The sequence below is a fragment of the uncultured Sphingomonas sp. genome (assembly GCF_937871615.1).
GTDB lineage: Bacteria > Pseudomonadota > Alphaproteobacteria > Sphingomonadales > Sphingomonadaceae > Sphingomonas.
This window is the reverse complement of sequence record NZ_CALMPA010000071.1, coordinates 42752-68245: the sequence shown is the minus strand read 5'-3', so window position 1 is coordinate 68245 and position 25494 is coordinate 42752. Positions and strand designations below refer to the sequence as shown.

24 protein-coding genes and 1 riboswitch are annotated in these 25494 nt (G+C 67.3%); of the genes, 8 read left to right on the top strand and 16 right to left on the bottom strand.

The features are described from left to right. On the bottom strand, positions 1-1302 hold the full coding sequence (locus Q0316_RS19165; protein WP_298675525.1) for a flagellar hook protein FlgE: 1302 nt from the start codon (positions 1300-1302) through the stop codon (positions 1-3). Positions 1303-1468: 166 nt separating this feature from the next. Here Q0316_RS19165 and Q0316_RS19160 point away from each other — a divergent pair, with 166 nt between their 5' ends. The 6 genes from Q0316_RS19160 (at position 1469) to Q0316_RS19135 (ending at position 6461) form a co-directional block, all read left to right on the top strand. Continuing rightward, entirely contained in the window at positions 1469-1858 is a 390-nt protein-coding gene (locus Q0316_RS19160) for a flagellar biosynthesis repressor FlbT (protein WP_298675522.1), read from the top strand. 10 nt (positions 1859-1868) lie between these two features. Continuing rightward, positions 1869-3245 (top strand): flagellar protein export ATPase FliI, encoded by a 1377-nt coding sequence (gene fliI / locus Q0316_RS19155; RefSeq protein ID WP_298675519.1) that lies wholly within the window; start codon positions 1869-1871, stop codon positions 3243-3245. After that, complete coding sequence (locus Q0316_RS19150) at positions 3242-3664, top strand: hypothetical protein (protein ID WP_298675517.1); 423 nt, start codon at positions 3242-3244, stop codon at positions 3662-3664. The genes fliI and Q0316_RS19150 overlap by 4 nt, the downstream gene beginning before the upstream one ends. A gap of 2 nt (positions 3665-3666) precedes the next feature. Continuing rightward, entirely contained in the window at positions 3667-4656 is a 990-nt protein-coding gene (locus Q0316_RS19145) for a peptidoglycan-binding protein (RefSeq protein WP_298675515.1), read from the top strand. Between the two features lie 204 nt (positions 4657-4860). Then, positions 4861-5898: a sigma-70 family RNA polymerase sigma factor gene (locus Q0316_RS19140; RefSeq protein WP_298675513.1), complete on the top strand. Its 1038-nt coding sequence runs from the start codon at positions 4861-4863 to the stop codon at positions 5896-5898. Positions 5899-5939: 41 nt separating this feature from the next. After that, complete coding sequence (locus tag Q0316_RS19135; protein ID WP_298675511.1) at positions 5940-6461, top strand: hypothetical protein; 522 nt, start codon at positions 5940-5942, stop codon at positions 6459-6461. A 26-nt stretch (positions 6462-6487) separates the two neighbouring features. On the opposite strand, the gene Q0316_RS19130 is transcribed toward Q0316_RS19135, so the two are convergent. From Q0316_RS19130 to Q0316_RS19075, 12 genes are all read right to left on the bottom strand, one after another. Next, on the bottom strand, positions 6488-8296 hold the full coding sequence (locus tag Q0316_RS19130; protein WP_298675509.1) for an EAL domain-containing protein: 1809 nt from the start codon (positions 8294-8296) through the stop codon (positions 6488-6490). Between the two features lie 132 nt (positions 8297-8428). Then, positions 8429-9025: a histidine phosphatase family protein gene (locus Q0316_RS19125; protein WP_298675507.1), complete on the bottom strand. Its 597-nt coding sequence runs from the start codon at positions 9023-9025 to the stop codon at positions 8429-8431. After that, positions 9022-9813, bottom strand: coding sequence for an adenosylcobinamide-GDP ribazoletransferase (locus Q0316_RS19120; RefSeq protein ID WP_298675505.1), 792 nt, complete (start codon positions 9811-9813; stop codon positions 9022-9024). Before Q0316_RS19120 ends, Q0316_RS19125 begins: the two co-directional genes overlap by 4 nt. After that, positions 9806-10825, bottom strand: a complete 1020-nt coding sequence (gene cobT / locus Q0316_RS19115) for a nicotinate-nucleotide--dimethylbenzimidazole phosphoribosyltransferase (protein ID WP_298675503.1) — start codon at positions 10823-10825, stop codon at positions 9806-9808. Before cobT ends, Q0316_RS19120 begins: the two co-directional genes overlap by 8 nt. After that, a complete protein-coding gene (locus Q0316_RS19110) occupies positions 10822-12282 on the bottom strand; it encodes a cobyric acid synthase (RefSeq protein ID WP_298675501.1) in 1461 nt (486 codons plus the stop codon). Before Q0316_RS19110 ends, cobT begins: the two co-directional genes overlap by 4 nt. Beyond that, a complete protein-coding gene (gene cbiB / locus Q0316_RS19105; protein WP_298675499.1) occupies positions 12270-13181 on the bottom strand; it encodes an adenosylcobinamide-phosphate synthase CbiB in 912 nt (303 codons plus the stop codon). The genes Q0316_RS19110 and cbiB overlap by 13 nt, the downstream gene beginning before the upstream one ends. Beyond that, complete coding sequence (locus tag Q0316_RS19100) at positions 13178-13948, bottom strand: ABC transporter ATP-binding protein (protein WP_298675497.1); 771 nt, start codon at positions 13946-13948, stop codon at positions 13178-13180. The genes cbiB and Q0316_RS19100 overlap by 4 nt, the downstream gene beginning before the upstream one ends. Then, entirely contained in the window at positions 13945-14907 is a 963-nt protein-coding gene (locus Q0316_RS19095; RefSeq protein WP_298675495.1) for an iron ABC transporter permease, read from the bottom strand. The genes Q0316_RS19100 and Q0316_RS19095 overlap by 4 nt, the downstream gene beginning before the upstream one ends. After that, positions 14904-15737: an ABC transporter substrate-binding protein gene (locus Q0316_RS19090; RefSeq protein WP_298675493.1), complete on the bottom strand. Its 834-nt coding sequence runs from the start codon at positions 15735-15737 to the stop codon at positions 14904-14906. The genes Q0316_RS19095 and Q0316_RS19090 overlap by 4 nt, the downstream gene beginning before the upstream one ends. Next, positions 15734-16345, bottom strand: a complete 612-nt coding sequence (gene cobO / locus Q0316_RS19085) for a cob(I)yrinic acid a,c-diamide adenosyltransferase (protein ID WP_298675491.1) — start codon at positions 16343-16345, stop codon at positions 15734-15736. The genes Q0316_RS19090 and cobO overlap by 4 nt, the downstream gene beginning before the upstream one ends. After that, positions 16342-17319, bottom strand: a complete 978-nt coding sequence (locus Q0316_RS19080) for an aminotransferase class I/II-fold pyridoxal phosphate-dependent enzyme (RefSeq protein ID WP_298675489.1) — start codon at positions 17317-17319, stop codon at positions 16342-16344. Before Q0316_RS19080 ends, cobO begins: the two co-directional genes overlap by 4 nt. 3 nt (positions 17320-17322) lie before the next feature. Continuing rightward, positions 17323-19248, bottom strand: a complete 1926-nt coding sequence (locus Q0316_RS19075) for a TonB-dependent siderophore receptor (RefSeq protein ID WP_298675487.1) — start codon at positions 19246-19248, stop codon at positions 17323-17325. 127 nt (positions 19249-19375) lie between these two features. Further along, positions 19376-19582, bottom strand: a riboswitch (cobalamin riboswitch). A gap of 25 nt (positions 19583-19607) precedes the next feature. Here Q0316_RS19075 and cobU point away from each other — a divergent pair. Then, positions 19608-20120 carry a bifunctional adenosylcobinamide kinase/adenosylcobinamide-phosphate guanylyltransferase gene (gene cobU, locus Q0316_RS19070; protein ID WP_298675485.1) on the top strand — a complete coding sequence of 171 codons (513 nt, stop codon included), beginning with the start codon at positions 19608-19610 and terminating at the stop codon, positions 20118-20120. A gap of 26 nt (positions 20121-20146) precedes the next feature. Here cobU and Q0316_RS19065 read toward each other — a convergent pair whose 3' ends face one another. Beyond that, positions 20147-20965: a class I SAM-dependent methyltransferase gene (locus Q0316_RS19065; protein WP_298675483.1), complete on the bottom strand. Its 819-nt coding sequence runs from the start codon at positions 20963-20965 to the stop codon at positions 20147-20149. 197 nt (positions 20966-21162) lie between these two features. Between Q0316_RS19065 and Q0316_RS19060 the strand changes: the two genes are divergently transcribed. Continuing rightward, entirely contained in the window at positions 21163-23565 is a 2403-nt protein-coding gene (locus tag Q0316_RS19060; protein WP_298675481.1) for an HAD family hydrolase, read from the top strand. A gap of 124 nt (positions 23566-23689) precedes the next feature. Here Q0316_RS19060 and Q0316_RS19055 read toward each other — a convergent pair whose 3' ends face one another. Together Q0316_RS19055 and Q0316_RS19050 are read right to left on the bottom strand one after the other, a co-directional pair. Further along, positions 23690-24475, bottom strand: a complete 786-nt coding sequence (locus tag Q0316_RS19055) for an enoyl-CoA hydratase/isomerase family protein (protein WP_298675479.1) — start codon at positions 24473-24475, stop codon at positions 23690-23692. After that, positions 24472-25332: an enoyl-CoA hydratase-related protein gene (locus Q0316_RS19050; RefSeq protein ID WP_298675477.1), complete on the bottom strand. Its 861-nt coding sequence runs from the start codon at positions 25330-25332 to the stop codon at positions 24472-24474. The genes Q0316_RS19055 and Q0316_RS19050 overlap by 4 nt, the downstream gene beginning before the upstream one ends. Positions 25333-25494: the final 162 nt, after the last annotated feature.

Below are 25494 nucleotides of genomic sequence, written 5' to 3'. Positions count from 1 at the left end.
TTAGCGCTTCAGATCACTGACTTCGCGCAGCATGTCGTCCACCGTCGTGATGATCTTGGACGAGGCGCTATAGGCGCGTTGAAAGCGGATCATGTTGGTGAACTCGGTCGCGAGATCGACGGTCGAGGCTTCGAGCGAGTTGGCCGAGAGCCGCCCCGCACCGAGCGTGCCGGGCGTGTTGAGCGTATAGCCGCCCGAGGCGCGGCTGGCGGCATAAGTGTTGCCGGACTGGCGGGTGAGGCCGTTGACATTCTCGAACGTGGCGATCGGAAGCTGGAACACCGCACGCGTCGTCCCGTCGTCGAAGATCGCGCTGACCACGCCGGTCTTGCTGATCTCGATCGAGGAGATGTTGCCGAGCATCCCGCCATCGACGTTCGAGGAGATGAGCGAGCTTACCCCGCCGAACTGGGTGATGCCGTCCAGCCCGCCGTTGCTGCCGAGCTTGAGGCGGATCGGCTCCGAGCCGGCGTTGTTCGTCCAGTTGACGGTGAGCGGCGAGAAGAAGGACGCGTCCGATCCGGCGAGGTCAAGGCTGCCGTCCGGGTTGAAGCGGATCGCCCCGCTGGCGAGCAGCCCGCCGGGCGCGGTCACGGCGTTTGCCGGATCGGAATAGATCTCGCCCTGCCATGCGTTCGGGCCGGTCTTCAGAAAGCCCATCGTGACGCGGTGCGCGCCGCCCTGCGAATCATACACGTCGAACGAGCGGGTGAACGCGGGGTCGACCGCGCCCGATGCCAGATCGCCCGCGGCATAGGGGCCGGTGTAATCAGGCGTGGTGGACTGAAGGTTCATCCGCGCGTCGATATGGGTGGTGGGCGCGGCGGTGCCGATCAGATCGTTGAGCCGTATCGGCTCCAGCCCGTTGACGTTGCCGGAGTTGACGAAATTGCCCGTCGCGTCGAGCCGCCAGCCATAGAGATACAGCCCCGAAGCGTTGCGCAGATAGCCGCCCTCGTCGGAGCGGAACGAGCCGGCGCGGGTGAAGGCGACCTCGCCGCCCGCATTGGGGCTGGTGCGGGTGACGAAGAAGCCGTCGCCGTCGATCGCCAGATCGGTGGCGTTGCCGGATGCCTGGATCATCCCCTGTTTGGAAATGGTGGAAACCGATACCGAGGAGACGCCACCGGCACTGTAGCTCGATTTGCCGCTTCCGTCCGTCACCATCGTGCTGAACTGCGTGTCGACACCCTTGTAGCCGACGGTGTTGATGTTCGAGATGTTGTCCGCGACCGCCGCCATCGCATTGGCATGTGCGCCGAGGCCGGAAACGCCGGCGTAAAGGGCAGAATAGAGGCTCAAGGGGAATACTCCGGTTAGGCCCGGCGGTCACAGCGGGCGGGCGATAGTCCTAATTGTAGGATGAGCGCGGGGCAGGCCCAATAATGGGCAAAAATTGCCGGGTGCCGCACGCAAGCCGCCATGTTGATCCTATAATTATGATGAAATCTGGCTGGGGGTTCGGAACATGCTGCGCATCACGCTTCGCGACGGCGAAAAGGCGATCGTCAACGGTGCGGTTATCTGTGCGTCCGGGCGTGTCCAGCTCGCGATCGAGAACCGCGTGACGGTGCTACGCGGGCGCGAGATCATGAAGCCCGAAGACGCGGTGACACCGGCGAGGAAACTCTATTTCGCGACGATGCTCGCATACATAGATCCGGACGGTCGCGAGGCGCATCAGAATGTCGTGATCGACCTGATTTCATACCTTGTCGCCACGCTTTCCGGCGCACAGGCCCATGCCGCGTGCGTTCGTTACGCCAATGATATCGGTCGAGGGGATTTCTATCGCGCGCTAAGCGCCGCGCGTGAGCTGATCGCGCTCGAAGACGGCGCGTGCGCCGAGGCGGCCTGAGGAACATATCGTGCAGACGCTAGCCAGCGCGGCGCGCGCGATCCGCGATATGGCGCCGGATCGCCGCTTCGGCAGGGTCGTCGCGGTGCGCGGCGCGCTGATCGAGGTGGAGGGGCTGGCCGGCGCGGCGCAGATCGGCAGCCGGCTTTCGATCACCTCGCCCGGCGGGATGGTTCAGGCGGAGGTGACGGCGCTCGATCGCGATGTCGCCTTGTGCCTGCCGTTCACCGATCCGCAGGGGGTGGGGCTTGGCACGCGCGTCGAGCTTGCGGCGGGGCAGTTCAGCATTCGCCCGTCCGACGGCTGGCTCGGGCGGATGATCGACGGGCTCGGGCGCCCGGTGGACGGGCTGGGCGCATTGCCGCTTGGCGGGGAGCCGCGCGCGATCAAGGCGCAGGCGCCAGCGGCGGCGCATCGCGGGCGTGTCGCCGAACGGCTCGTTACCGGGGTTCGCGCGCTCGATCTGTTCGCGCCTTTGTGTCGCGGGCAGCGCCTGGGGCTGTTCGCGGGGTCGGGGGTCGGCAAATCGGTGCTGCTGTCGATGCTGGCGCGCTGGACCAATTGCGACGTGGCGGTGATCGGATTGATCGGCGAGCGTGGCCGCGAGGTGCAGGAGTTCGTCGAGGATGATCTCGGGCCGGAGGGGCTGGCGCGTTCCGTGGTGGTGGTCGCCACCTCCGACGAACCGGCGCTGATGCGGCGGCAGGCGGCGTGGACCACGCTCGCGGTGGCGGAGCATTTCCGCGATCAGGGGCTCAACGTGTTGTGTCTCATGGATTCGGTGACGCGCTTCGCCATGGCCCAGCGCGAGATCGGGCTGGCGAGCGGCGAGCCGCCGGCGACCAAGGGCTATACCCCCACCGTCTTCGCCGAGCTGCCGCGCCTGCTGGAGCGCGCCGGGCCGGGCACTGCGGGAGCGGGGATGATAACCGGCGTCTTCACCGTGCTGGTCGATGGCGACGATCATAACGAGCCGGTGGCGGATGCGGTGCGCGGTATCCTGGACGGGCACGTGGTGATGCGGCGCGCGATCGCCGAACGCGGGCGTTATCCGGCGATCGACGTGCTCAAATCGGTATCGCGCACCCTGCCGCATTGTCTGGATCAGGGGCAGAACGAGGTGCGCCTCGCCGCGCGTGCCGTGCTGTCGACCTATGCCGACATGGAGGAAATGGTGCGGCTCGGCGCGTATCGTGCAGGCGCCTCGCCCGACGTGGATCGCGCGATCGCGCTTTCGCCGCGCATCGAAACATTGCTCGGGCAGGGCAAAAGCGATCGTGCCCATGCCGATGGCGCGTTCGCCGCGCTGGCGGAAATTCTTGCCGACGGTCCGCCCGAGTCTGACGGAATCGAGGCCGGCGCGGTTGAGGCCGGAGCGAGCGAATGACACCTTTTGATACCGCGCTGCGGCTCTATCGGCGCCAGATCGACGCGATCAAGGTGTCGATAACCGTGGAGATGGAGCGGATTTCCACCCTCACCGCCCGCACAGAGGCGCATGAGGTGGTTTGGCGCGAAGAACAAGCCGCCGCGCGCGCGCTGCCGTTTGCTTCCGACGCATGGGCGGCGCGGATGCGGCAGGAGCGCAGCCGGATCGACGCGGCGCGGAGCGAGGCGCAGACCCGGCTGGAGCAACTGCGCCGCGACGCATCCGCCGCTTATGGCACGATGCGCTCGATCGAGACCGCCGCCGAACGCTGGCAGGATGACGCGACGCGGACGGCGGCGCTGGCCGAACAGGCGGGGATCGACGATCTTTCCGCTGCGCGCGCCGCGCGCTACGAACCGCGCGGCAGGCTGGCGTGACGATGCGGGCGGAACTTGCAGCACTCGCCCCGGCACAACGCGCAGCGCTGATCTACGCCGAGGCGAGATCGGAGCTTTCGACGCGGCTGTGGCGCGCCGCGCTGGGCGATGCGGACACGAAAAGCGACAGGGCATCGTGGACCGGGCGGGGCGGGCTTTCCGGCGACGCGCTGCTGGAATTGCTGGGGACCGGCACGCCGCCTTCGCCGGGCAAAATGCTCCGACAGGACATTCCCGTCGCGCCACACGGGCACGGGCGCGGGGACCAGGGCAAGGGATATGTCGCCGCGATCGACACCAGCGTCGGCAGTGGCCGCCGGGGCACGAGTTACACGCCCGGACTGGGGACGGCGAATCCGGAAACGCCGCCGCTGGCGGGCAATACGCAATATGCCGCCTATTTCAGCGCGGCGGCGGCGCGATCGGGCGTGCCGGCGCGCGTGGTCGCCGCGATCGTCGATGCCGAGGCGGCAAAGGGCGCGGACGGCACCTGGAATCCCTATTCACGCAATCCGCGCTCCAGCGCGGCGGGGCTGGGGCAGTTCCTGGCGGGCACATGGCAGCGGCTCGCGACCATGCCGGGGACATGGCTCAACGAACAGGCGGCGGAGCGCGGCTGGCTGGACAATAGCGGCGGCATACGCCCGGAGGCGCGCCCGGTGCTGCTCGCGCTGCGCTATGAGCCGGAAGCCTCGATCAGCGGCGTGGCCGATCTGGTAAGCCACAATCTGGGGCAGTTGCGATCGGCGGGGTTCCGCGTCGACGGCGATGCGGAGAGCCAGATGAAGGTCGCCTATCTCGGGCACCATCTGGGGCTGGCCGATGCGAAACGGTTTCTTTCCGGCGGGCTGGGCGAGGATCGCGCCCGTTCGCTGCTGATCGCGCAGGTCGGCGCGCGCGCGGCGGGGCAGCGAATCGCGGAGGCTGGCGACGCGGTGCAGGCGCATCGCCGCTGGCTGCTCGGCTTCATAGATCGCCGGCTGCTCGGATAGCGGAAAAATTTACGGATATTTTTTCGATCCGTTTGCGACGTTGCCCAATATAATTGCTATAAAACAGCAATATGGTGCTGCTCACCTCCGGTGTGCGACCTTAAGCGCAATCCCATATAAAGAAATTTTTAAAGGATATGGTTGATGTCCCGTTCAGGACGAGCGGCGTGAGGCACGTCGCCGCCCGGCAATTGGGGGGTAATCATGTCAAAGACCACGCGCGCGCTGGAAAGCGCGGTCGCTGTCGTGTTGAGCAACAAACCGGCTGACGGATGCCAGACCGCGCGCCAGCGCGCCGCGGTGGACCGCGCATTCGTCCAGATCCTGAAGCTGATCGCGCCGCGCATCCGGCACTTCATTCGCCAATATGGTCTTACCGCGCATTGGGACGATGCCGAACAATGCTGCGCGATCGCGGTTCACCGCGCGATCGAGGCCTATGAGCCGGAGAAGGCGCAGTTCACGACATTCGTGAACTGGCAGATCCGTGGCGAATTGCAGAGCCTGCGCTTCCGCCTGATGACCGATCAGCGGCCATCGGCGAAGAAGGTCGCGGCGACCACGGTTTCGCTGCACGCGCTGACCGCGTCGCAGGACGGCGAGGAAATGTCGCCCGAGCTGCTGGTGGAGGATGACGGCGCGCTATCCCGCGTCGAATGCGGGGCATCCGATTATCTGGCGCAGCGGGCGATGGGGACGCTGATCGACGCCTATATCGAGCAATTGCGCACCGTGGGCATCGAGGCGCTGCGCCGCCGCCCGCGCCCGAAGCGGCAGGAAGCCGCGCTGCGCCGGCAGGGCCTGCCGCTGTACAACGCGACCGGCGGGATCGACCCGGTTGAGTTCGACCGGCTTGAGGCGAAGCTCGCGCGGGATCGCGAAATCGTCGAACAGCGCCTGTTTCAGACCACGCGGCTGGACGACATGGCGCTCGAACCCGGCGTGACCAAGGAGCGCGTCCGCCAGATCACCAAACGCGCGGCAAAGGCGATCGCGGAAATCGCCGCCAGCGATCCGCGTTTCGCGGTGATGGGTGCGCGCGGCGTGAAGGCGCAGCCGGCGCCAGTGACGCCGCCATCGCTGCTGCCCGATCCGAACAGCCTGCATAACCAGCTTTCCAGCATCCGCGCCGTCGCGGCGGATGAGGATGCGCTCCGCGCCGAACAGGTCGCGCGCGCTGGGCGGGAATTGCAATTGCTGGCGGCGCAACTGGCCGATCCGGCAAATGATTCCCGGCACTGATCGCCCGCGCTCATCCAATCCTGTCTTACGGAGAAATCGCCATGCCCGGCCGATTTGCTGACCTTGCCGGCGCGGAGCGCGGGCGCGGGACGCTGCCGCGCCCCAATCGCACGCTGACCGCGCTTGCCATGCAACTCGCTGAGGCGGCGCGGCCATTGCTGCCCGAAGGCGCCGGGCTGTTCATGGGGATCGAGCAATGCGCGCAGCGCGGGTTTCGCCTGTTGTGGTGGCGTGGTCGCGATCTGCGGCCAGTGGCGGAGATCACCATGCCGCCCGGCGGCTCATGGCCCGAGGATTGCGCGGAAAGCGCGCTGCATGACGCGGGGGCGGCGCTGCTCGATTATCTTGCCGGGCGCTGGCCGGCGCCACCGGCGGCGCTTGGGGTGATAACCGATGGCGCCGGCGTCGCCTTTGTGCCCGATCACCCGGCCCCGTCGGCGCCGGGTTGGCTCGATCGGGTCGCCGCGGGCGTGGCCGTGCCGACGATGATCGTGCCCTTTTCGGCGGTGGGGCCGTGCGCCCTGTTCATCGCGGAATCGGCGGCGCAACGCGCGCTTCACTGAACGCAGGCGGCGGGCGAGGGCACCGATCAGGAAGCCGCGATCCCTCGCAATACCGGGAGCGGGAGCCGGCGGATCACCGCCGCCGGCGTCGCGACCGGGCGCATCGGCCGCCACATATCGCGCAGGGAAGCGACCAGATCGACAAACCTGTCCGCCGCGCACGCCTTGCCGAAATGCCAGCCTTGCAGCATGTCGCATCCCATGTGCGAAAGCGTGCGCGCCTGTTCGGCGGTTTCCACGCCCTCCGCCGTCACCGTCTTGCCCAGGCTGTGCGCGATTTCGATGATGCCGCGAACGATCGCCTGATCCTCCGCCGAGGTGGTGATATTCGCAACGAAGCTGCGGTCGATCTTCAAACGGTCTATCGGCAGGCGCTGCAAATGGGTGAGCGAGGCATATCCCGTCCCGAAATCATCCAGCGCGACCTCCGCCCCGGCGGCGTGCAGGCGGCGCAGCCCATGTTCTACGCGCTTCTGATCGGTGCCGAGGAAGCTCCCTTCGGTAACCTCGATGCAGAAATGTTCCGGCCCCGTCCCGGTTTCGTCGACCAGATCGAAGAAGCGATCGACGAACACGTCCGAGCGGAAATCCGAATTGGTCAGGTTGATGCCGACGCGCCCGAGCGGAATCCCCATCTCGCGAAAACGGGTCAGATCGCGGAACACGCGATCGAGCATGAACAGCCCGAGCGCGGCGAGCATCGAGGAATCGGTGAAGGCGGCCTGAAATTTCGAGGGGGAGAGGATGCCGCGTTGCGGATGCTGCCATCTGAGCAGCGCCTCCAGCGCGATCGGCCGGTTCGGATCGAGCGGCACGATCGGCTGATAGTGCATCTCGAACGCATCGAGTTGCAGCCCTTTCTCGATCTCCGCCAGCATTTCCGCCTTGCGATCGGCAAGCTCCTTCAGCCGCGGCTCGAACATTTCGGCGCGATCGCGGCCAAGCGCCTTTGCCTGATAAAGCGCGAGATCGGCCGCCTTGAACAGGCTTTCCCAATCGGTGCCGTCACGCCGGAAAACAGCGATCCCCAGGCTCGCCGAACAGCGCCGCAACGTGCCGCCGATGCGGATCGGTGAGCGGACGCGTTCGAGAACCCGCTCGAACAGCGCCTTGACCTCGCTCGCCGGGCCGACGTGGATCAAGCCGAATTCGTCCCCGCCGAGACGCGCGAGGAACAGCCGGTCTTCCCCGGCGGAATGGAGGCGCAGCGCCAGTTCGCGCAGGAATGCGTCTCCCGCCGGATGGCCGAAGGAATCGTTGATCTCCTTGAACGCATCCACATCGAGGAGCGCCAGCGAGAATTCCTGCTCGGGTTGTCGACACGCCGCGATGCACGATTCGATATATTCCTGCAGCCCGCAGCGGTTCGGCAGATTGGTGAGCGGATCGAGATTGGCGATGCGCCGCTGCTGATGCCTGCTCTCGCGCAATTCCTTTTCAAGCCGCTTGCGCTCGGTGATGTCGAAACAGATCGCGATGCAGCGATCGACCGTGTGGCGCGCCGACATATGCGGAACGATCGTCGCATCGACCCAATAGGGCGAGCCATCGGCGCGGTGGTTGCAGATTTCGCCGTGCCAGGTGCGCCCGCGGCGGATATCCCGATATATGGTGCGAAGGAAGGCCGCGTCGTGCGCGCCGGTGCCGAGCTTGCGATGGCTCTTGCCGATCAGGTCCGTCGCGGCATGGCCGGTCAATTCGCAGAATTTGCGATTGATCTCGGTGATCGTCCCGCTGGCGTCGGTCACGATGACGATCGCGGCGCTATCCAGCGCACGGCTGATGAAATCGTCGTGCGGGTCGCGTTGTGGCGCCAGATGCTGCGGCCCGGACATATTGTTTCAGCGCGCGATCGACCGGCTGCCGGAACCGGCATCGTCGAGGATATTCATGTTGCCGCGCGCTGATATTCGCGCTGTGGGATGTCGCATCTCAATCCGTGTGTAGCCGCACCATGTTACAGTCTATCATAGACGAATTTGCGCGCAGGGCGCCGCTGGGCACGCAAAGGATCGGAATCTCGTCATCGCGATCACCGCGCCGTGCGGGGGAATATAGCTCACCGTGCGGTCGATCGGCTGGCGCTCCATCGCGGTGCGTATCGCGGCGATCGGCCCGCCATGCGCCACGACAAGAATGTCGCCGCCGGGGGGCAGATCGCGCCACGCGGCCTCCACCCGATCGGCCAGTTCGCGCCCGGTTTCGCCGCCGCCGGGGCGAAAGCTTTCCGGATCGGTCATCATCCGGTTCATCAGATCGCCGCTCTCGCGCCAGATCGCGTTCCAGCGCCGGCCTTCCCAGCTTCCGAAGTCCCGCTCCAGCCAGCGCGGGTCGCATCGCGCCGTCAGCCCCGCGATTTCCGCGACCATTTCCGCGAGCCGCCGGGTTCGGACCACGCCCGAATGGACGATGCCGGCAAGATCATTGGCCGCCAGTTGCGGGGCGAGCAGGCGCGCCATTGTCGCGCCTTCGCGGCTCCACCCCATGTCCGACCGGCCATAGCATCTTCCCGCCCATGCCCTGGCAACGGGCGGATGACGGACGAGGAGCACGCGGGCGCTCACGCCGCCGCCGCCGCGAGCAATAGCGACAACTGGCCCATATAGGCCGCAAAGCCGAGGCAATCCCCGGTGCTCCCCCCGATCCGCGCGCGGAGAAAACGCGCGAGCCACCACAGGAACGGCACCGCCAGCAGGGCGCTGGCGACAAGCGCGGACGGCTGGAGCAACGCCAGCGGCATCACGCCCGCCAAGCTCGAAAGCACGGCCCCTCCCGTCCGGGTCAATGGCATACCGCTCCCCATGCGCTTCGCGATGCCGACACCTTCGGCGGGGGGTGGCAACAAAGTGGCGAGCAGAACCGCCCATAGCCGGCCCGTCGTCGCGGCGGCGATGATAGCGGCGGGCGCGATCTCCACCGGCAGGGCGACCATCGCCGCCAGCCTGAGCGCCATCGAGAGGCTGAGGCCGACGGTGCCGTAGCTGCCGATGCGGCTATCGCGCATGATCCGAAGCGCGGCCTCGCCTTGCGCGGTGCCGCCGAACGCATCGAAGAAATCGGCAACGGCATCCTCGTGAAAGAAGCCGGTGAGCAGCGCCTCGACCGCCAGCGCGAGCAGCGCCGCGATCACCGGCGGCCACAGATGGCTCGCGATCACGAATGTGCTCGCCGTAACGCACCCGATGAAGGTGCCGACAAGTGGCAGCCACGCCATGGCGCGCGCCAGCCCGGCGCCGGCCTGCTCCGGCGAGAGCCGCGCGAGCATCGGCACGGGAATCCGCGTGAGGAACTGGAGCGCCAGAAGCGGCGGCGCCCAAAACGGCGCCCGATCCTGCGGTTGCACCTCAATCATTGCGGACGGCGCCAATCGCATCGAGCCGCGCGACATCCCCGAGCAGCGCGGCGGCGGCATCGAGCAACGGTAGCGCGACGAGCGCACCGCTTCCTTCACCCAGCCGCATACCCCAATCGAGAATGGCTTCCAGCCCGAGATGCGCGAGCGATGCGGCATGGCCCGGCTCGGCGGAGCGATGCCCGGCGATCATCGACTGAACGGTGCCGGGGGCGAGCCGCTCGGCGATCAGCGCGGCGGCGGTTGCGACATATCCGTCGAGCAGCAAGGTGGCGCCGCGCCGTGCGCCCTGCGCGTAGAAACCCGCCATGGCGGCGATCTCATATCCCGCGACGGACGCGATCGCGGCGCGGGGGGCATCGCCCGGCAGCGCGCGCGCGCGCTCCACGGCACGGGCGACGATCCGCTGCTTGATCGTGACGGTATTGGCGTCGGCGCCCGCGCCGCTCCCCACCGCGTCGACTGGGGAAATGCCCGTCAGCAACGCGGTCAGCGCGGCGGCGGGCGTGGTGTTGCCTATGCCCATTTCACCCGCGAGCAACACCACCGCGCCCATATCCGCCGCACGATCTGCCTCCTCCTCGCCGACCTTCCACGCCGCGTCGAACTGTGTGACCTCCATCGCAGCGCCGTGCGCGAGACTTGCCGTACCATCGGCGATGCGCGCATCGCGAAAGAATGCGGGCGCCTCGGCGGGGCGGGGCGCCGCCACGCCGACATCGACGAGCCGGAGCGCGCAATCATTGGTGGCGGCCAGCGCGTTGCTGGTCGCGCTGCCGTTCAGGATGGCCGATACCATCAGGCCGGTGACTGATGACGGCCAGGCCGATACGCCATCGGCCACGCAGCCATGATCGCCGGCGAACAGCACGATCTCCCTCGGCCGCGTGCGAGGCGCGATCCGCCCCTGCGTCTGCGCCAGCCGCACCGCGATCGTTTCGAGCCGACCGAGGCTGCGTCGGGGCTTGGCGAGCGCGTCGAGGTGCATCCAGATGCGGTCTTCGTCGATCATGCGGCCTTCGTTCCAAGTGCGATCAATGCGTCTATGTCGAGCACGCGTTCCAGCGTAGCGGCGATTTCATCGAGCGCGGCGTCTATCACGTCGTGGCGATCGAGCCCGTCCGACGCCGCGCCCAACCGGCGCAGCAGGTGCGCGCGCGCGGTGGGGCGATCGAAGATGCCGTGGACATAGCAGCCGGCGATCTGCCCGTTGCGGGCGATCGCGCCATCATGCGTTCCATCGGCGAAGCGCAGGAACGGCGTGGCGCCGGGATCGACCCGCGTTTGCCCGGCATGGATTTCGTAGCCGGAAAAGGCGGCGTCCGTGCCGACGAACGTGCCGGAGATGCCGCGTGTCCGCTTTTCGGAGGCGATGATCGTGTCGATCGGCAAAAACCCCATGCCTGCCACCGTGCCGGCAAAACCTTCCACGCCATCTGGATCGGCCACCGTGCACCCAAGTATCTGATATCCGCCGCAAATACCCAGCACCTGCCCGCCGCGACGCACATGCGCGGCGATATCCACATCCCACCCCTGCGCCCGGCAGAAGGCGAGATCGGCGATCGTCGCCTTCGTTCCGGGCAGGACGATCAGCGCGGCGTCGCCCGGCAGCGCGCGGCCCGGCGGGATCAGCGCCAGTCGGACGCCGGGTTCATGCGCCAGCGCGTCGAAATCGTCGAAATTGGCGATGCGCGAGAGCATCGGAACGACGATCAGCGGGCCGGTTCCGGCATCCGTATCACGCCCCAGCGCCACCGCATCCTCCGCCGGCAGCCGCGCCGCCGCCGGCAGCCAGGGAACCACGCCGATCGTCGCCCAGCCGGTGGCCGCCGCGATCGCGCGCAAGCCATCGTCGAACAGCTTAGGGTCTCCGCGGAACTTGTTGACGATGAACCCGTGGATCATCGCCGCATCGGCGGGGTCAATCACCGTTTGCGTGCCGACCAGCGATGCGATCACCCCGCCGCGGTCTATATCGCCCACCAGCACCACCGGCACGCCCGCCGCGCGGGCAAAGCCCATATTGGCGATGTCGCGGCTGCGCAGGTTGATTTCCGCTGGCGAACCGGCGCCTTCCACGACGACGAAATCCGCCGTCGCGGCGAGCCGGTGATAGGCGGCAAGCACCTCGCCCAGCAGATTGGTGTTCCGCCCCCAATAGTCGCTTGCGCTGGTCGTGCCACGTACCCGTCCGTTGACCACGAGTTGCGCATCGCGATCACTCTGCGGCTTGAGCAATACCGGATTCATGTCGGCGACGGGCGCGGCGCGGCAGGCGATCGCCTGAAGCGCCTGGGCACGGCCGATCTCTCCACCCTCAGCCGTGACGGCGGCGTTGTTCGACATATTCTGCGGCTTGAACGGGCGAACGATCATCCCGCGATTGGCGAGCGCCCGGCACAGTCCGGCGACCAGCACCGATTTGCCCACGTCGGACCCTGTGCCCTGCAACATCAAAGCGCCCATGCGAGCGCCCCCACAGCGAACCACAACAGCGCACAGGCGACACGATAGATCGCGATCGCGCGCGCCAGATCCGCCATCGTCGGCGCCGGCCCCGCGCCGAGCGTGGCGCGCATCGCAGGCTCGCCATCATAGCACACCGGGCCGCCGAGCTGGCGATGGAGCGCACCGGCCATTGCCGCTTCCGGCCAGCCGCCGTTCGGCGATGCGTGGCGCGGCGCGTCTCGCCACATCGTCCGCCATCCGCCGTTCCCGGCAATGCAGATCAGCACGCCGGCCAGTCGCGCCGGTATCCAGTTGACGGCATCGTCGGCGCGGGCCGATGCCCAGCCGAATGCGCGCAACGCATCGGTGCGATGGCCAACCATCGAATCCGCCGTATTGATCGCCTTCGCCGCGAACAGCCCCGGCAGCCCGGCGAACAGGAACCAGAAGGCGGGGGCGATCACCCCGTCGCAGAAGCTTTCCGCGAGACTCTCTATCGCCGCCGTGGCGACGCCGGCTTCGTCGAGCGTGGCGGTATCGCGTCCGACGATCATCGCCACCGCCGCGCGGGCGCCGGGCAGGTCCGCATCGCTGAGGCGCGCATGCACTGCGGCGACATGATCGTAAAGGCTGCGCTGGGCCAGCCCGGTCGTGCCGATTGCGACGATAACAAATGCACCCCAGAAATCCCGCACGACCCATTCGATCGCGCCGCCAAGCGCAGCGGAAGCCGCGATCAGCAGGAGGAGAAGCATGGCGCCGCCGCCGCGCCGTCGCAACCCGCCGCCGCGATTCCAGCGCCGCTCGCACGCGGCGATCATCGCGCCCGCCGCCATCACCGGGTGCGGCCAGCGTCTGGGATATCCAAAAGCCGCCTCGCCGAGCAGGATCGCGGCCAGCAACGCAGCGTTGTTCATCGCGATATCGGCAGGATGAAGTGCTGGCCGCCGGGGGTCATGCCTACCTCCACCTCGACGCCATAGGCTTTGGCGATCAGCGGGGCGGTGAGCACGTCCCGGGCCGGCCCCGCCGCCACGACACCGCCGCGCCGCAGCAGCACCACATCGTCGGCGATCCGCGCCGCGAGATGCAGATCGTGCAGCACGAGGATCACCCCGCGCCCTTCGTTCGCAACGCTTCGCAAGCGATCGAGCACGTCGAGCTGGTGCGCTGGATCGAGGCTGGCGAGCGGTTCGTCGGCGAGCAGCCAGTCCGGCTCGCCAGCCAGCACCCGCGCCAGCAGCGCACGGCTGCGCTCGCCGCCCGACAGACGCTCCACGCCGCGCCGGGCAAGGGCGGTCATGTCGGTGGCGGCGAGCGCCCGTTGTACGGCTTCGCGATCGGTGGCGGTCAGGCCCCAGCGGTCACAATGCGGCAGCCGGCCAAGTTCGACCAGCGTGGTGACATCAATATCCCAATGAACGTCGGCGGCTTGCGGCAACAGCCCGATCGCCCGCGCGCGTTCCCGCCTGTGGATCGCCCGCACGTCGATCCCGTCCAGCCTCGCTGCGCCGTCATCCGGGGTGCGCAGTGCGGCGAGGCAGGCGAGCAAGGTGCTCTTGCCAGCGCCGTTCGCGCCCAGCAGCGCCGTGACGCGACCGGAGCGGAAGCGGAAGCTGACATCGTCGAGCACCCGATTGCCACCGAGGCTCAGGCCGATATTTTCTGCGGTCAAAATGCTCATGCGAGCCTCCGGCGGAGGCGAATTAGGAGGTGGAAGAAGAAGGGGCCGCCGAGCATCGACATCGCGATGCCGAGCCGCAACTCGCTCACCGTCGGCGCGATCCGGACCAGAATGTCCGCGAGCGTCAGCAACAGCGCGCCGCCAAGCGCGGAGGGCAGCAGGATCGCCGAGGGCCGGTTGCCCGCGAGCGGGCGCACGAGATGCGGCACCATCAGCCCGACGAACCCGATCACGCCTGCTGATGCGACCGCCGCGCCCACCATGAGCGCGATTCCGATAATCACCTTCGCCTGCAACCGGCCCGGCGCGACGCCCATGGATCGCGCGGCCTGCTCCCCCAGCGTAAGCGCATCGAGCGCCCGCCCGGTCGACGCCAGCACCGCCGCGCCAAGCACGATCAGCGGCAGCGCGACCCTGACATCATCCCAGCTACGATCGGTCAACGCCCCCATCAGCCAGGTGACGATCTGCGACGAGACGAACGGCGTTGGCGCAAGGCTGATCGCGAGCGCGGTCATCGACCCGGCGATGCTGGTCAATATCATCCCCGCCAGCGTAAACAGGATCAGGCTGCCGGATCGCCCGGCGATCAGCGCGAGCAGCGCGGTGGTTCCCGCCGCCCCCGCCAGCGCGAAGGCGGGGAGCAGCCATAATTGGGCGGCAAACCCGAAATAGAGCGAGAGCACCGCGCCAAGCGCCGCGCCGGACGAGACGCCGAACAGCCCCGGATCGGCCAGCGGATTGCGCAGATAACCCTGCATCACGGCGCCTGACAGGCCGAGCGCCGCGCCGACCAGAACGGCGAGGATCGTTCGCGGCACGCGCAGTTCGACGATGATGATGGATCGCGGGTCCGCCGATGACCACGCATCCCACGGCACCAGCACCTTGCCCGCCATGACCGACAGGCAGCAGGCGATCGCGAGCGCGGCGAGCAACAGCGCGTTGAGACGGGTCATCCGCCTACACTCCGCCGCACCTGGCGCAATCGCGCCATCGCCGCGATGATCGTCGGCCCGCCGCAGTTCATCAGGCGGGTTTCATATGGCGCGACCGCGATGCGCCGCGCCAGTCGCCGCACCGCCGGATGCGAGGTCAGCCGATCGTCGCTTATCGCCGTCGCCCCGACCGAAAGGAGCACGCGGGGAGGGTTGGCGATGAGATATTCCAGCGGCAGCACATCCCATTTCTTCAGGCCATAGACTGCGCTCATGTTGCGAAACCCCGCGCGGCGCAGCAGATCGTCGGTCAGCGTTTCCGCGCCCGGCACCAGCCCGCCCGATTGCCACACCAGCGCGGGGACCGGCGCCAGCGCATCGGGATGCGCCGCCGCCGCGATGCGCGCCGCGAGCGCCGCGCCACGCGCCGGATGCCCCGCGATCCGGGCGATATCGCGAACCTGCGCCTCACTCTCGGCGACCGATTCGGCCACCGGATACTGGACCAGCGCGATCCGCATCCGTTTCAGCGCGGCGATCGTCGCGGGCGCGACATGCGGCCCGCTGATGACGATATCGGGCGCGAGCGCGACCACTTCCTCCGCCGTGCCCGAGGTGGCCTTGAAACGCCGGGCCTGCGCCAGCGGGATCGAGGTGGCGCGCGGATCGTGCGAATAATGGCTGACGGCGACGATCTGCGCCGGATCGGCGACCTGCATCAGCACGGCATCCACGCACGGATTGATCGACACGATACGCGGGGGGCGCGGCACGCGCTGCGCTGGTGAGGCCGCCGTCGCCGCCAGCGCGAGCAGCGCGAGGGCGGCGCGGCCAAGGCGGAAGGCGATCAATATTCGACGCCCTTCTGCGCCTTGAACCCGGCATGATAGGGATGCTTCACTTCGCTGAAATCGGTGACGAGATCGGCGATCTCCAGAAGCTCTGGCTTGGCATTCCGCCCGGTGATGCAGATATGCTTGGTGAGCGGACGTTCCTTCAGGAAGGCGACGATCTCGGCAATCGGCAACGTATCGTCGCGCAGCACGATGTTCAGTTCATCGAGGATGACGAAATCTATCGCCGGATCGAGGATCATCGCCTTAGACCGTTCCCACGCCGCGCGCGCCGCCGCGATATCGAGCGCGCGATCCTGCGTGTCCCAGGTGAAGCCTTCGCCCATCACCTCGAACGTCGCGAGATCGGGATGCGCGTCGAAGAAGTTGCGCTCCCCGGTTTCCCACTTGCCCTTCACATATTGCAGGATCGCCACCTTCAGCCCCCAGCCGATGCTGCGGATCGCCATGCCGAAGGCGGAGGAGGATTTTCCCTTGCCGTTGCCGGTGTGGACGATCAGCAGGCCGCGCTCCAGCGTGCGGCGCGCCTGCATCTTCGCGCGCGCCGTGGCGATCCGCGCCATGCGCGCGTTGTGGCGGGCGTGATCTTCCGGGCTGTCGGTCATGGTCTGAACTCCTGAAGGGCGTTGGCGAGGCGGAGGCGGGCGGGCGCATCGGCGGGCAGCCCGATGCGCAGGCGATGGGGCTGGCCGGCAAATGGCCGGACGAGGATCGCGCGGCGCGCCAGCGTTTCGAACAGGCGGTGCGCATCGGTGCAGCCGATCAGGCGAAAGAGCGGGGCGGTGCCGAGGATCGGCAGGCTGGCGCGGGCAAGCAGCGCATCGAGCAAGGCGCCTTCCCGCACGATGCGGGCGTGCTGCGCGCGCCGCCACGCACCATCCAGATATGCCGCCGTGCCGATCGCGATCGCGGGCGAGGAAACCGGCCAGTCGCCGAGCATCGCGCGCAGTTGCGCCGTCACGCGCGGCCCGGCGATGACGAAGCCGAGCCTGAGGCCGGGCAGGCCATAGAATTTCCCGAAGGAGCGCAGGACGATCAGCCGGTCCGACGCGTGCGGGGCCAATCCGGGTGCGGGATCGGCATAGGCTTCGTCGACCACGACGGTGAGATTTTCGGCAAGCGCGCGAAGCCTTGCCGGATCGGTGAGGCGACCATCGGGATTGGCCGGACTGGCGATCACCAGCAGATCGCGGCCTGTCAGATTTTCCGTCGAGATATCGTCCACGGATCGGGCTTCCGGCCAGGCGGCATGATGGCCGGCGTATCCCGATCGCAATGCGGGCGAACGCGCGCCGATCAGCGGCGCCAGCAATCGTATCGCGAGGTCAGTTCCCGGCACGGCGACGACGCGGGCCGGGTCCACGCCGCCGAATGCGGCTGCGGCGGCGGCCTCCAGCGCCTGTATCTCGCCCGGCTCGGGCAGGCGGGCGAGGCCCGGCAGCGCCGTGCCGGCGGGCCATGCCCAGGGGGCGATGCCGGTCGACAGATCAATCCAGCCATCGCCCCCGAACAAGGCGCGCGCCGCCGCCACCCGCCCGCCATGGGCGCAGAAGGTGGCAAAGGCGCGCGGCGCAAGCATTGGTCAGTAGGTCAGCCGGATGCCGCCGAATGCGCCGCGGCCCGGCTGCCCATATTGGTAGATCGTCTGATACCGCTCGTTGAACAGATTCTCGACGCGGCCATAGATTTCGATCTGGCGGCTGATCGGGAAGGAGGCGCGCAGATCGGTGAGTACATAGCCGGCGAGGCGGCGCGCATTCGAGGCGTTATCGAAACTGTTCCCGATCGAGGTGACGGTGGCGCCGGTCGTCAGCCCGAACGGCCAGCGATAATCGGCGTTCACCGTCACGCTGCTGCCTGGCCGGCGTGGCAGATCGCGCCCGAAGTTCGCTGTCCCGCGCGAGCGGTTCGTGGCATCGAGATAGGTGTAGCTCGCGCCCACCGTCAGCGCGTCCACCGGATGCAGCAGCAGCGCCAGTTCGACTCCCTGCGACAGCGCCTTTGCGATATTGTCATATGTTCCGCCGGGCCGCCCGGCGCAGATCCCGGCCAGCGGCGCGGTGCACGAAACGAAGGCGATCAGATCGCGTGAGGTGCGGCGGAAATAGGTCGCGCTCGCTTCGATCGCGCCATCCAGCGCGCGTTGCGTCACGCCCGCATCCCAGCCGCGCGACCGTTCCGGGCCGAGGTGCGCGTTGCCGTATTCGCTCTGGAGCTGATACAGTGTCGGCGCCTTGAAGCCTTCGGAATAGCTTGCGCGGAATGTCGTCGCGCCGCCGTTGGGCGAATAGACGCCGCTGCCGGAGAAGGTGGTTTCGCCGTCGAAGATATTGTGATCGTCGTGCCGCACGCCCGCCGTCGCGGTCAGCCCGGCGATCGGCGTCACCGCCATCTGGCCGTAAACGCTGAAACTGCGCGCGCGCCCGCGCGTGACCGGGCCGCCATAGCTCGATGTCGAGAAGCGCGAGACTTCGCGTTCGGCGCCGAAGGTGGCGAACACGGCGGAGTTCAGATCGACGACGCCCTGATATTCCAGCCGGTCGTTGCGCCCGATGCCGCGGAACGTCTCGGTCGGCGTGCCATCGGGGTCGATATTGCGCCGGTTGGTGTCTGTATGGGCGTAGCCGATGCGGTTGCGCAAGCGCCCGTCGAACAGCGCGAAGTTCAGCCCGGTATAGCCGGTCCACTGCTTGCTATCGCTATATTCGCGGGTGTCGCCGAAGACGAAGCGCGGCGGTGGGAAACCGTCGATATCGGTGCGGCCACTGGAATAGAAGCCGCGCACGTCGATGGAAATGCGCGAGGTCAGGTCGATCTTGAGGCTGCCGTTCGCGGCGTGGGTGCGAAAGCCGTCACGCTCGGCGCCATCGGCAAAGGCCGAAATCCCGTCGGTCCTGTAATAGCCGCCGCCGAGACTCGCGGAGACCGGGCCGGCCTTGCCCGAGACGTTGGCAAAGGCTTGCCCCGTATTGTGCCAGCCGCCTTCGACGCGCGCGTTCACGGCGAGCGCCTCGGTCGGCTGGCGGGTAATCAGGTTCACCACGCCGCCGATCGCCTGGCTGCCCCACAAAACGGATTGCGCGCCGCGCAGCACCTCGATCCGCGCGATATTGCCGATCAGCAGCGTGCCGAAGTTGAACCCGCCGCCCGGCGACGAGGGATCGTTGAGCTTGATGCCGTCGATCAGCGCGACGGTCTGGTCGCTATCGGCGCCGCGGATGTTGACCGAGGTGGAGGTGCCGGGGCCGCCGTTGCGGGTGACGGTGACGCCCGGCACCTGGCGCAGCAGATCGGAGACGATGACGGCCTGGCGCCGGGTGATGGTTTCGGCATCGAGCACCGTAACCGATTGCCCGATGGTGGATGCCGCCCGCGCCTCGCGGTTGGCGGCGACGATGACATCCGGGCCGGCGGCGGCGTCGCTCTGGAGGGAGGATGTGCTCTGGGCGAAAGCGGAGGTCGCCGCCACGGCATAAGGCAGCAGAATCAGGCAGGCGTATTTCTTCACGGTGGTTTCCCCTCGTATCCAAGGGGGCGCGCACCACGGTTCGCCGGAACAGGTGTTCCGTCGCGCACGACCCCGACAACGTCGTCACGCGAGGAAAACCTCGATCGCCCGGAACACCCCGTCCGCACGAAGGACAACCGCGACAGGCAGGTCTCCTGGCTTCCGGGTCATCGTCCTGCTCGGCCTTCCCAGATCGAGAACGATCCAGTGGCACACGGATGGAGCAAGGCTCGCCGGTCACAGTTGCGGGGGCAGCTTCGGATCACAGGCTTGACGCCTGCTTCCGAATTCCCTTTTGATTCCATCTCTGGAAACCTGTCGCGTCGGCGCCTCTACGGACCAGCGGAGCAGAACGCAAGATGACCGCAAAAACCATGTTCGTGGGCGGCGCGCGCTCCGGCAAGAGCCGCCTCGCGCTGGAATCCGCCGAGCGCCATGCCGGCCCGCTCCACTATCTCGCCACCGCAGAGGCGGGCGATGGCGAGATGGCGGCGCGGATCGCAAGGCATCGCGCCGAACGCGGCGCGCGGTGGCGCACGATCGAATGCCCGCTCGATCTGCCAGAGGCGATCGCGGCGATCCCGTCGGGCGCGATCCTGGTCGACTGCCTTACGCTCTGGCTGTCCAACCTGATGCTGGGCGGCCACCCGATCGAGCGCCGCGCCGACGAGTTGATCGCCGCGATCGCGGCAACGCCGCTGCCGATCGCCATCGTGACGAACGAGGTGGGGCTGGGCATCGTCCCCGCGCACCCGCTGGGCCGCGAATTCCGCGATGCCGCCGGGCGGCTGAACCAGAAGGTGGCGGCGGGAATGGGCGCGGCCTATTTCGTCGTTTCGGGGCTTGTGCTGCCGCTGCGGCAATTCGGATAGGAGCGCCGGTTGCCCGCCCGGACGGTTCAGGCGGGGAGGCCCGCCTCCTGCAACTCGATAACGCGCAGATAGTTTGCGAGGCGGTTCCGTTCGAGCGTGGCGAGCAGCGGATTTTGGTGAAACGGCAGCAGATGCTGCCCCAGCGCCTCGCTCCACGGCGCGTCTTCGCTGAACAGGACGCCTAGCCCGAAGACCGCGTTGATCTCGGCAAAGGCAAGGGTGCGGCCATTGCCGAGCAGATCCGCGATGAAATCCTCCACCGCGCAAAGCACGCCGTTGCGCGGCCCGCCTTCATGGCAGGCAAAGGCGAACTGGCCGTTTCCACGAAACCCGCCGCGCGGCAGCAGCGCGTTCGATTCCGGAACCGCGCCGCCGCCATAATCATAAGCGTGGCGATAATCCGTCGGGATCGCATCCGGCGCGTAATACATGTCCCGCCGGCCGGACGGCCAGCCGATATCGTGCAGGAAGACCAGCAACGGCCTGCCATGCTCGCGGCAGATCGCGTCGATCCGATGCAGTTCGTGATAGACCGTGAACCAGTTGTGATCGCCATCGACCAGCCATGCGTCCGCCGGCCCGACATGATCGAGTGCGACAAGGCTCGGCTGGGCGATATGGCGCGTCGCCGGATTGGCCGCCGCCCAGGCGGCGAACTCCGGCTTGACGGACGGATCAATGCTGGTGAGCGATCCATCCACCGCTGAGGCATGATCGGCGAGCAATTTCGACATGCCACCAAACTCCGCGCCGATCTCCACGATCTCCCGCGCGTCGGTGATGGCGAGGCCGGTCAGGATGAGATCGGAGAATTCGGCCATGGAATGGATAAGCAGGTCCGGCATCTGAAGGGCCTTTCGATTTCGCACCCTCGTCGCAGGCCGGACTTAGCATTTGGTTAACCACAAGAATTAAGCGCGCGGGCCGACCGCTAATGCGGCATTGCGCGCGGTTGGCTAACAAAAGAGGTTAACTCTTTGGCAATCGGATTGCCCCTATTCCGCCCGGCACAAGATCAGCGCCACGCCCGAGAGATGAGAAGATGCGCAAGACCGTTACTCCACGAGACGTAGCGACGTTGCTGGAAGACGCGCCCGAAGGCGTTCGCGTCCTTTCGCTCGATTGCTTCGATACGCTGATCTGGCGTGCGACTAATCTGCCGCAGGACGTGTTCGCGGAATTCGATTATCCCGGCGGCGGGATCGAGCCGCGCGTTCAGGCGGAGCAGGAAGCGCGCCGGTTGCGGCTGCGCAGGGACGGGCTTTCAGAGGTTTCGATCGAGGAAATCCACGCGCATTTGCCCGGCGATTCCGATGCCGGGGTGGCGCGGGAACTGGCGCTGGAGGCGCGGCATTGTTTCGCGTTCGCGCCCACCGTGGCGCTGATCGCGGACGCAAAAGCGCGCGGGCTGAAGATCATCATCGTCAGCGACACCTATCTGTCGCGATCGCAACTGCATGGCCTGATCGCGGCGGTCGGCGGAGAGGAACTGGTCGGCATGATCGACCGGATATTCTGCTCGTCGGAATATGGCCGCTCGAAGGGCGGGGGGCTGTTCGCCGATGTGCTGCGTGAAATCGGGGAACCGGCGAAGGCGATCCTGCATGTCGGCGACAATCCCGATGCGGATGGAGTGGCGGCGGAAGCGGCGGGGCTGAATGCCGTCCACATCCGGCAATTCGACGAGGCGACCGCGAATATCCTGCGGCTTGAGGCCAATGCGGCGGTGATGCTCGATCCGATGACGCGCGTTAGCCAGCCGGTGATCCAGTTGCACCGCGCGCCGCTTGCCATGCAGGAACGCAGCGATCCGGCATGGCACCTGGGGCATGATATCGTCGGGCCGGTGCTGGATGCGTTTTCGCGCTGGTTGAAAGCCGAGGTGGCGGCGCTTGCTGCCGAAACCGGGCGCCCGGTGAAGCCGCTGTTCCTGTTGCGTGATGGCTTCCTGCCCCATGCGATGTACGAAGCGATCGGCGGCAAGTGCGCCTGCGTGGCGATCAGCCGCTTCGCCGCGCGGCAGGCATCGTTCGCCGATCGGGGCGCGGTGGAACGCTATCTGGACGAGGAAAGCACCGAGCGCGTCGATGCGCTTGCGGCGCAACTCGGCCTCACTCCAGCCGAAGCCGCGAAAATCGGCGGGACGAATGCCGCTTTCCGGCGCAACATATTCGCGCCCGACGCGCTGAGCCGCATTTTCAGGCGCAGCGCCGCTTATGCGAAGCGCCTGATCGCGCATCTGCGGCGGGAGGCGAGGATCGCCGATGGCGACATCGTCATGCTGGTGGACCTGGGGTATCGCGGGACGGTGCAGGATCTTGCGGCACCTGTTCTGGAAGACCGCCTCGGCGTCACCGTCACAGGGCGCTATCTGCTGCTTTCGAACAGTAACGTCGATCCCGATCGCAAGCGCGGCCTGTTCGATTCCCGCCACTACGATCACCGGCTGCTGCGGGCGCTGTGCAGCCAGATCGCGATTATCGAGCAGGTCTGCACATCGAGCGCGGGATCGGTGCTCGATTATGCCGATAACGGGCGCGCCAAATATCGCGCCACGCGCGTCGACAAGGCGCAATCGGAAACGCGCGCCAGGATTCAGGCCGGTGCGATCGCTTTCGCCCGATCGGGCGATGCGGCTTTCCATCGCCCTCCGGCTGCCGATCAGTCGGATGCGCGGCGACGCATGGCGCTCGCCATTCTCGGGCGCTTGCTGTTCATGCCACAGCCGGATGAGGTGGCGATCTTCAGCCGGTTCGAGCATGACGTGAATCTTGGCACCGACGATCTCGTCGGGATGGTCGATCAGGAAGGCGCGCGCCGGGAATTGCGGCGCCACGGCATGGCCTATGTGCGCCGCGTCGATCGCATGTTTCTATCGGGCGAGTTGCAGGCGCATGGCCTGCCGGTCTCCCTGTCGTGGCTTTCGGCCAATCGCTTCGGGCTGGATCTGCGGCTGGCCGATTTCGCGGTCGAAAAGCTGCCCGTCGCGGTTCTTCTTGCGGCGGGGGGCGAACAGATCGTGCAAAGCCTGACGGCATCGCCCACGCATGACGGCTTCTATGTGCTCAATATCCCGGTGGGCGCGGCGAAATTCGATGCCGGGGTTCAGATCGGGGCGTTCGGGCAAGTCGTCCAGATCGACGAGATCGCGTTCCATCGCATCAGCGTGTTCGGCGCCGACAAGCCCGATATCGCGGCGTCGCCGATCGCGGCCAGCCCGGTGTTCGATTCGATGATGCCGCTCGCTGAGGGCCTGTGGCGGTGCGATGAAAACAGCCTGTTGTTCGTCCCGCCGCCGCGCGCGGCGGTGGATGAGCCGCTGGTCCTGTCGATCGTCTTCCGCCCGATCGTGAAGCAGGCACAGAGCGCCGCTCCTCGCGGCGACGCCGACGCGCGGTCGGTCGCTCCCCGCGATGAGGCACACGCAGCGCTGCTGGTGAATTAGGGCGCGCTGGCCGGATGAGCAACGCGCCCGGAGCCCGGCGAGGTCGTGCCGGAAATTGTCGATCCGCGACGTGCCGCTGGTGAGGGTCATGGCAGGCCAGCATGACCCTGATGTATCTGGATGCCTAGCGGCCGCTGAACGCCGCCGTCCGCCTTTCCTTCGCTGCCGACAATCCTTCCCTGAAATCGTCGCTGCCCAGCAGCACCGCCTGCGTCGGCAGATTCGCCGCCCATTCGATCTCCATGCTCGTTTCGAGGCCGCGATGCAGCGCGCGCTTGACCGCGGAATAGGCAAGCGGCGCCGATGCGGCCAGTTCACGCGCCAGTTCGTCGCCGCGCGTCGCAAGGGCATCGCGGGCTACCACTTCACCGACCAGCCCGATCGCGAGCGCCTCCTGTGCCCGCACGGCACGCCCGCGCAGGCACATTTTCGCCGCCCGGCCCGCGCCGATGATGCGCGGGAGCAGGAAGGTGCCGCCCAGCGGCGGCATGATGCCCAGCCTGATCCAGCTTTCCTGGAACATCGCATCCTCTGAAGCGATGCGGAAATCCGCCGCCAGCGCCAGTTCGCAGCCGACCGTCACCGCCGCGCCCTGCACGAGCGCGATCGTCGGCTTCGCGCAGGCATAGAAGCGCCGGACCGCGCCCTGAAAATGCGTATAGACCTGCGCCTGCACGTCGACCGCGGGGGTTTCAACTAACGCGTCCAGAAAAGTGAAGTCGGCGCCTGCCGAAAAGTGTTTGCCCTCGGCGCGCAGGACGAGGCAGCGGATCGCCTGATCGGCCTCCAGTTCATCGACCGCGGCGCCGATCTCGCGCATCGTCTGCGGTCGGATTGTGTTGCCGCTGCCACGCGCCACAACGATGTGCCCGACAGCGCCGTCGCGTTCGAGCCGAATGTCTTCCATCATTGCTGGGCGCCCTCATTGGCGGTGGATGCCGTGGTGCGATAATCGCCGAACATGCCATCGCGCGCATCGAGCGCCCGCGTCACGTTCTCGCGGAATCTGGCGAAGGTCGCGCGGCTGGTCTCGGTCGTCATGGCGAGCGCCTGTATTTCGGTGCCGGCGCGAATGGCGGCGCGCAGGCCCATGATTTCCATCGCGCGATGCACCGATCGCTTGTTCATCGCCTGAACATCCGTGGGAATGCGCGCGATCCGCCCGGCGCGTTCGACCACCGCTGCGTCCAGTTCGGCGGCGGGAAGGGCGCGGTTGGCGAAGCCGAGGCGAACCGCCTCCAGCCCGTCGATCGCGTCGCCGGTCAGCATCATTTCCATCGCCGCGCGCATCCCGCACAGCCAGGCGTGGAACTGGTTGTCGGGCGGGCTCATCATCCGCACCGGCGGGTAGCCGATCTGCGCGTCCTCGGCGACGTAGACAAGATCACATGCGGTCGCCAATTCCGATCCGCCCGCCAGGCACCAGCCGTGAACCTGTGCGATCACAGGCTTTGCGAGATCCCAGATGCGGAACGCGCCCTCGACGACATGGCGCGGCCAGTGACCGGCGCCCGGCGCGGTGTGATAGGGAAACGGTGGCGCCGTTCCCCCGCCGAGATCATAGCCTGCCGAAAAACAGGTGCCGGCGCCACGGATGATCGTGACGCGGGCCTCCGGATCGCGATCCGTCTCCTCCAGCAGCGTGAAAAGCCGCTGCCTCATGCCATTTGACAGCGCATTGCGCTTTTCTGGCCGGTTGAGCGTGAGCCGCAGCACCGCTTCCGCCGGGCGATCGACCAATATCAGATCGTGGTCATCCTGTTCCATCGACTCCCTCCTTGCCCCAAGGCTTGCAGAGCGGGAGGGGGCGGTCAATACTGACACGCGTAATTGATTCGGGGGAGCATTGCCCGTTGTGCACCTTCGCGGCGGAAGAAGTGGATGGATGGATCACCGTCGTGGTGCCGGACAAGGCGCCCGGACCCGACG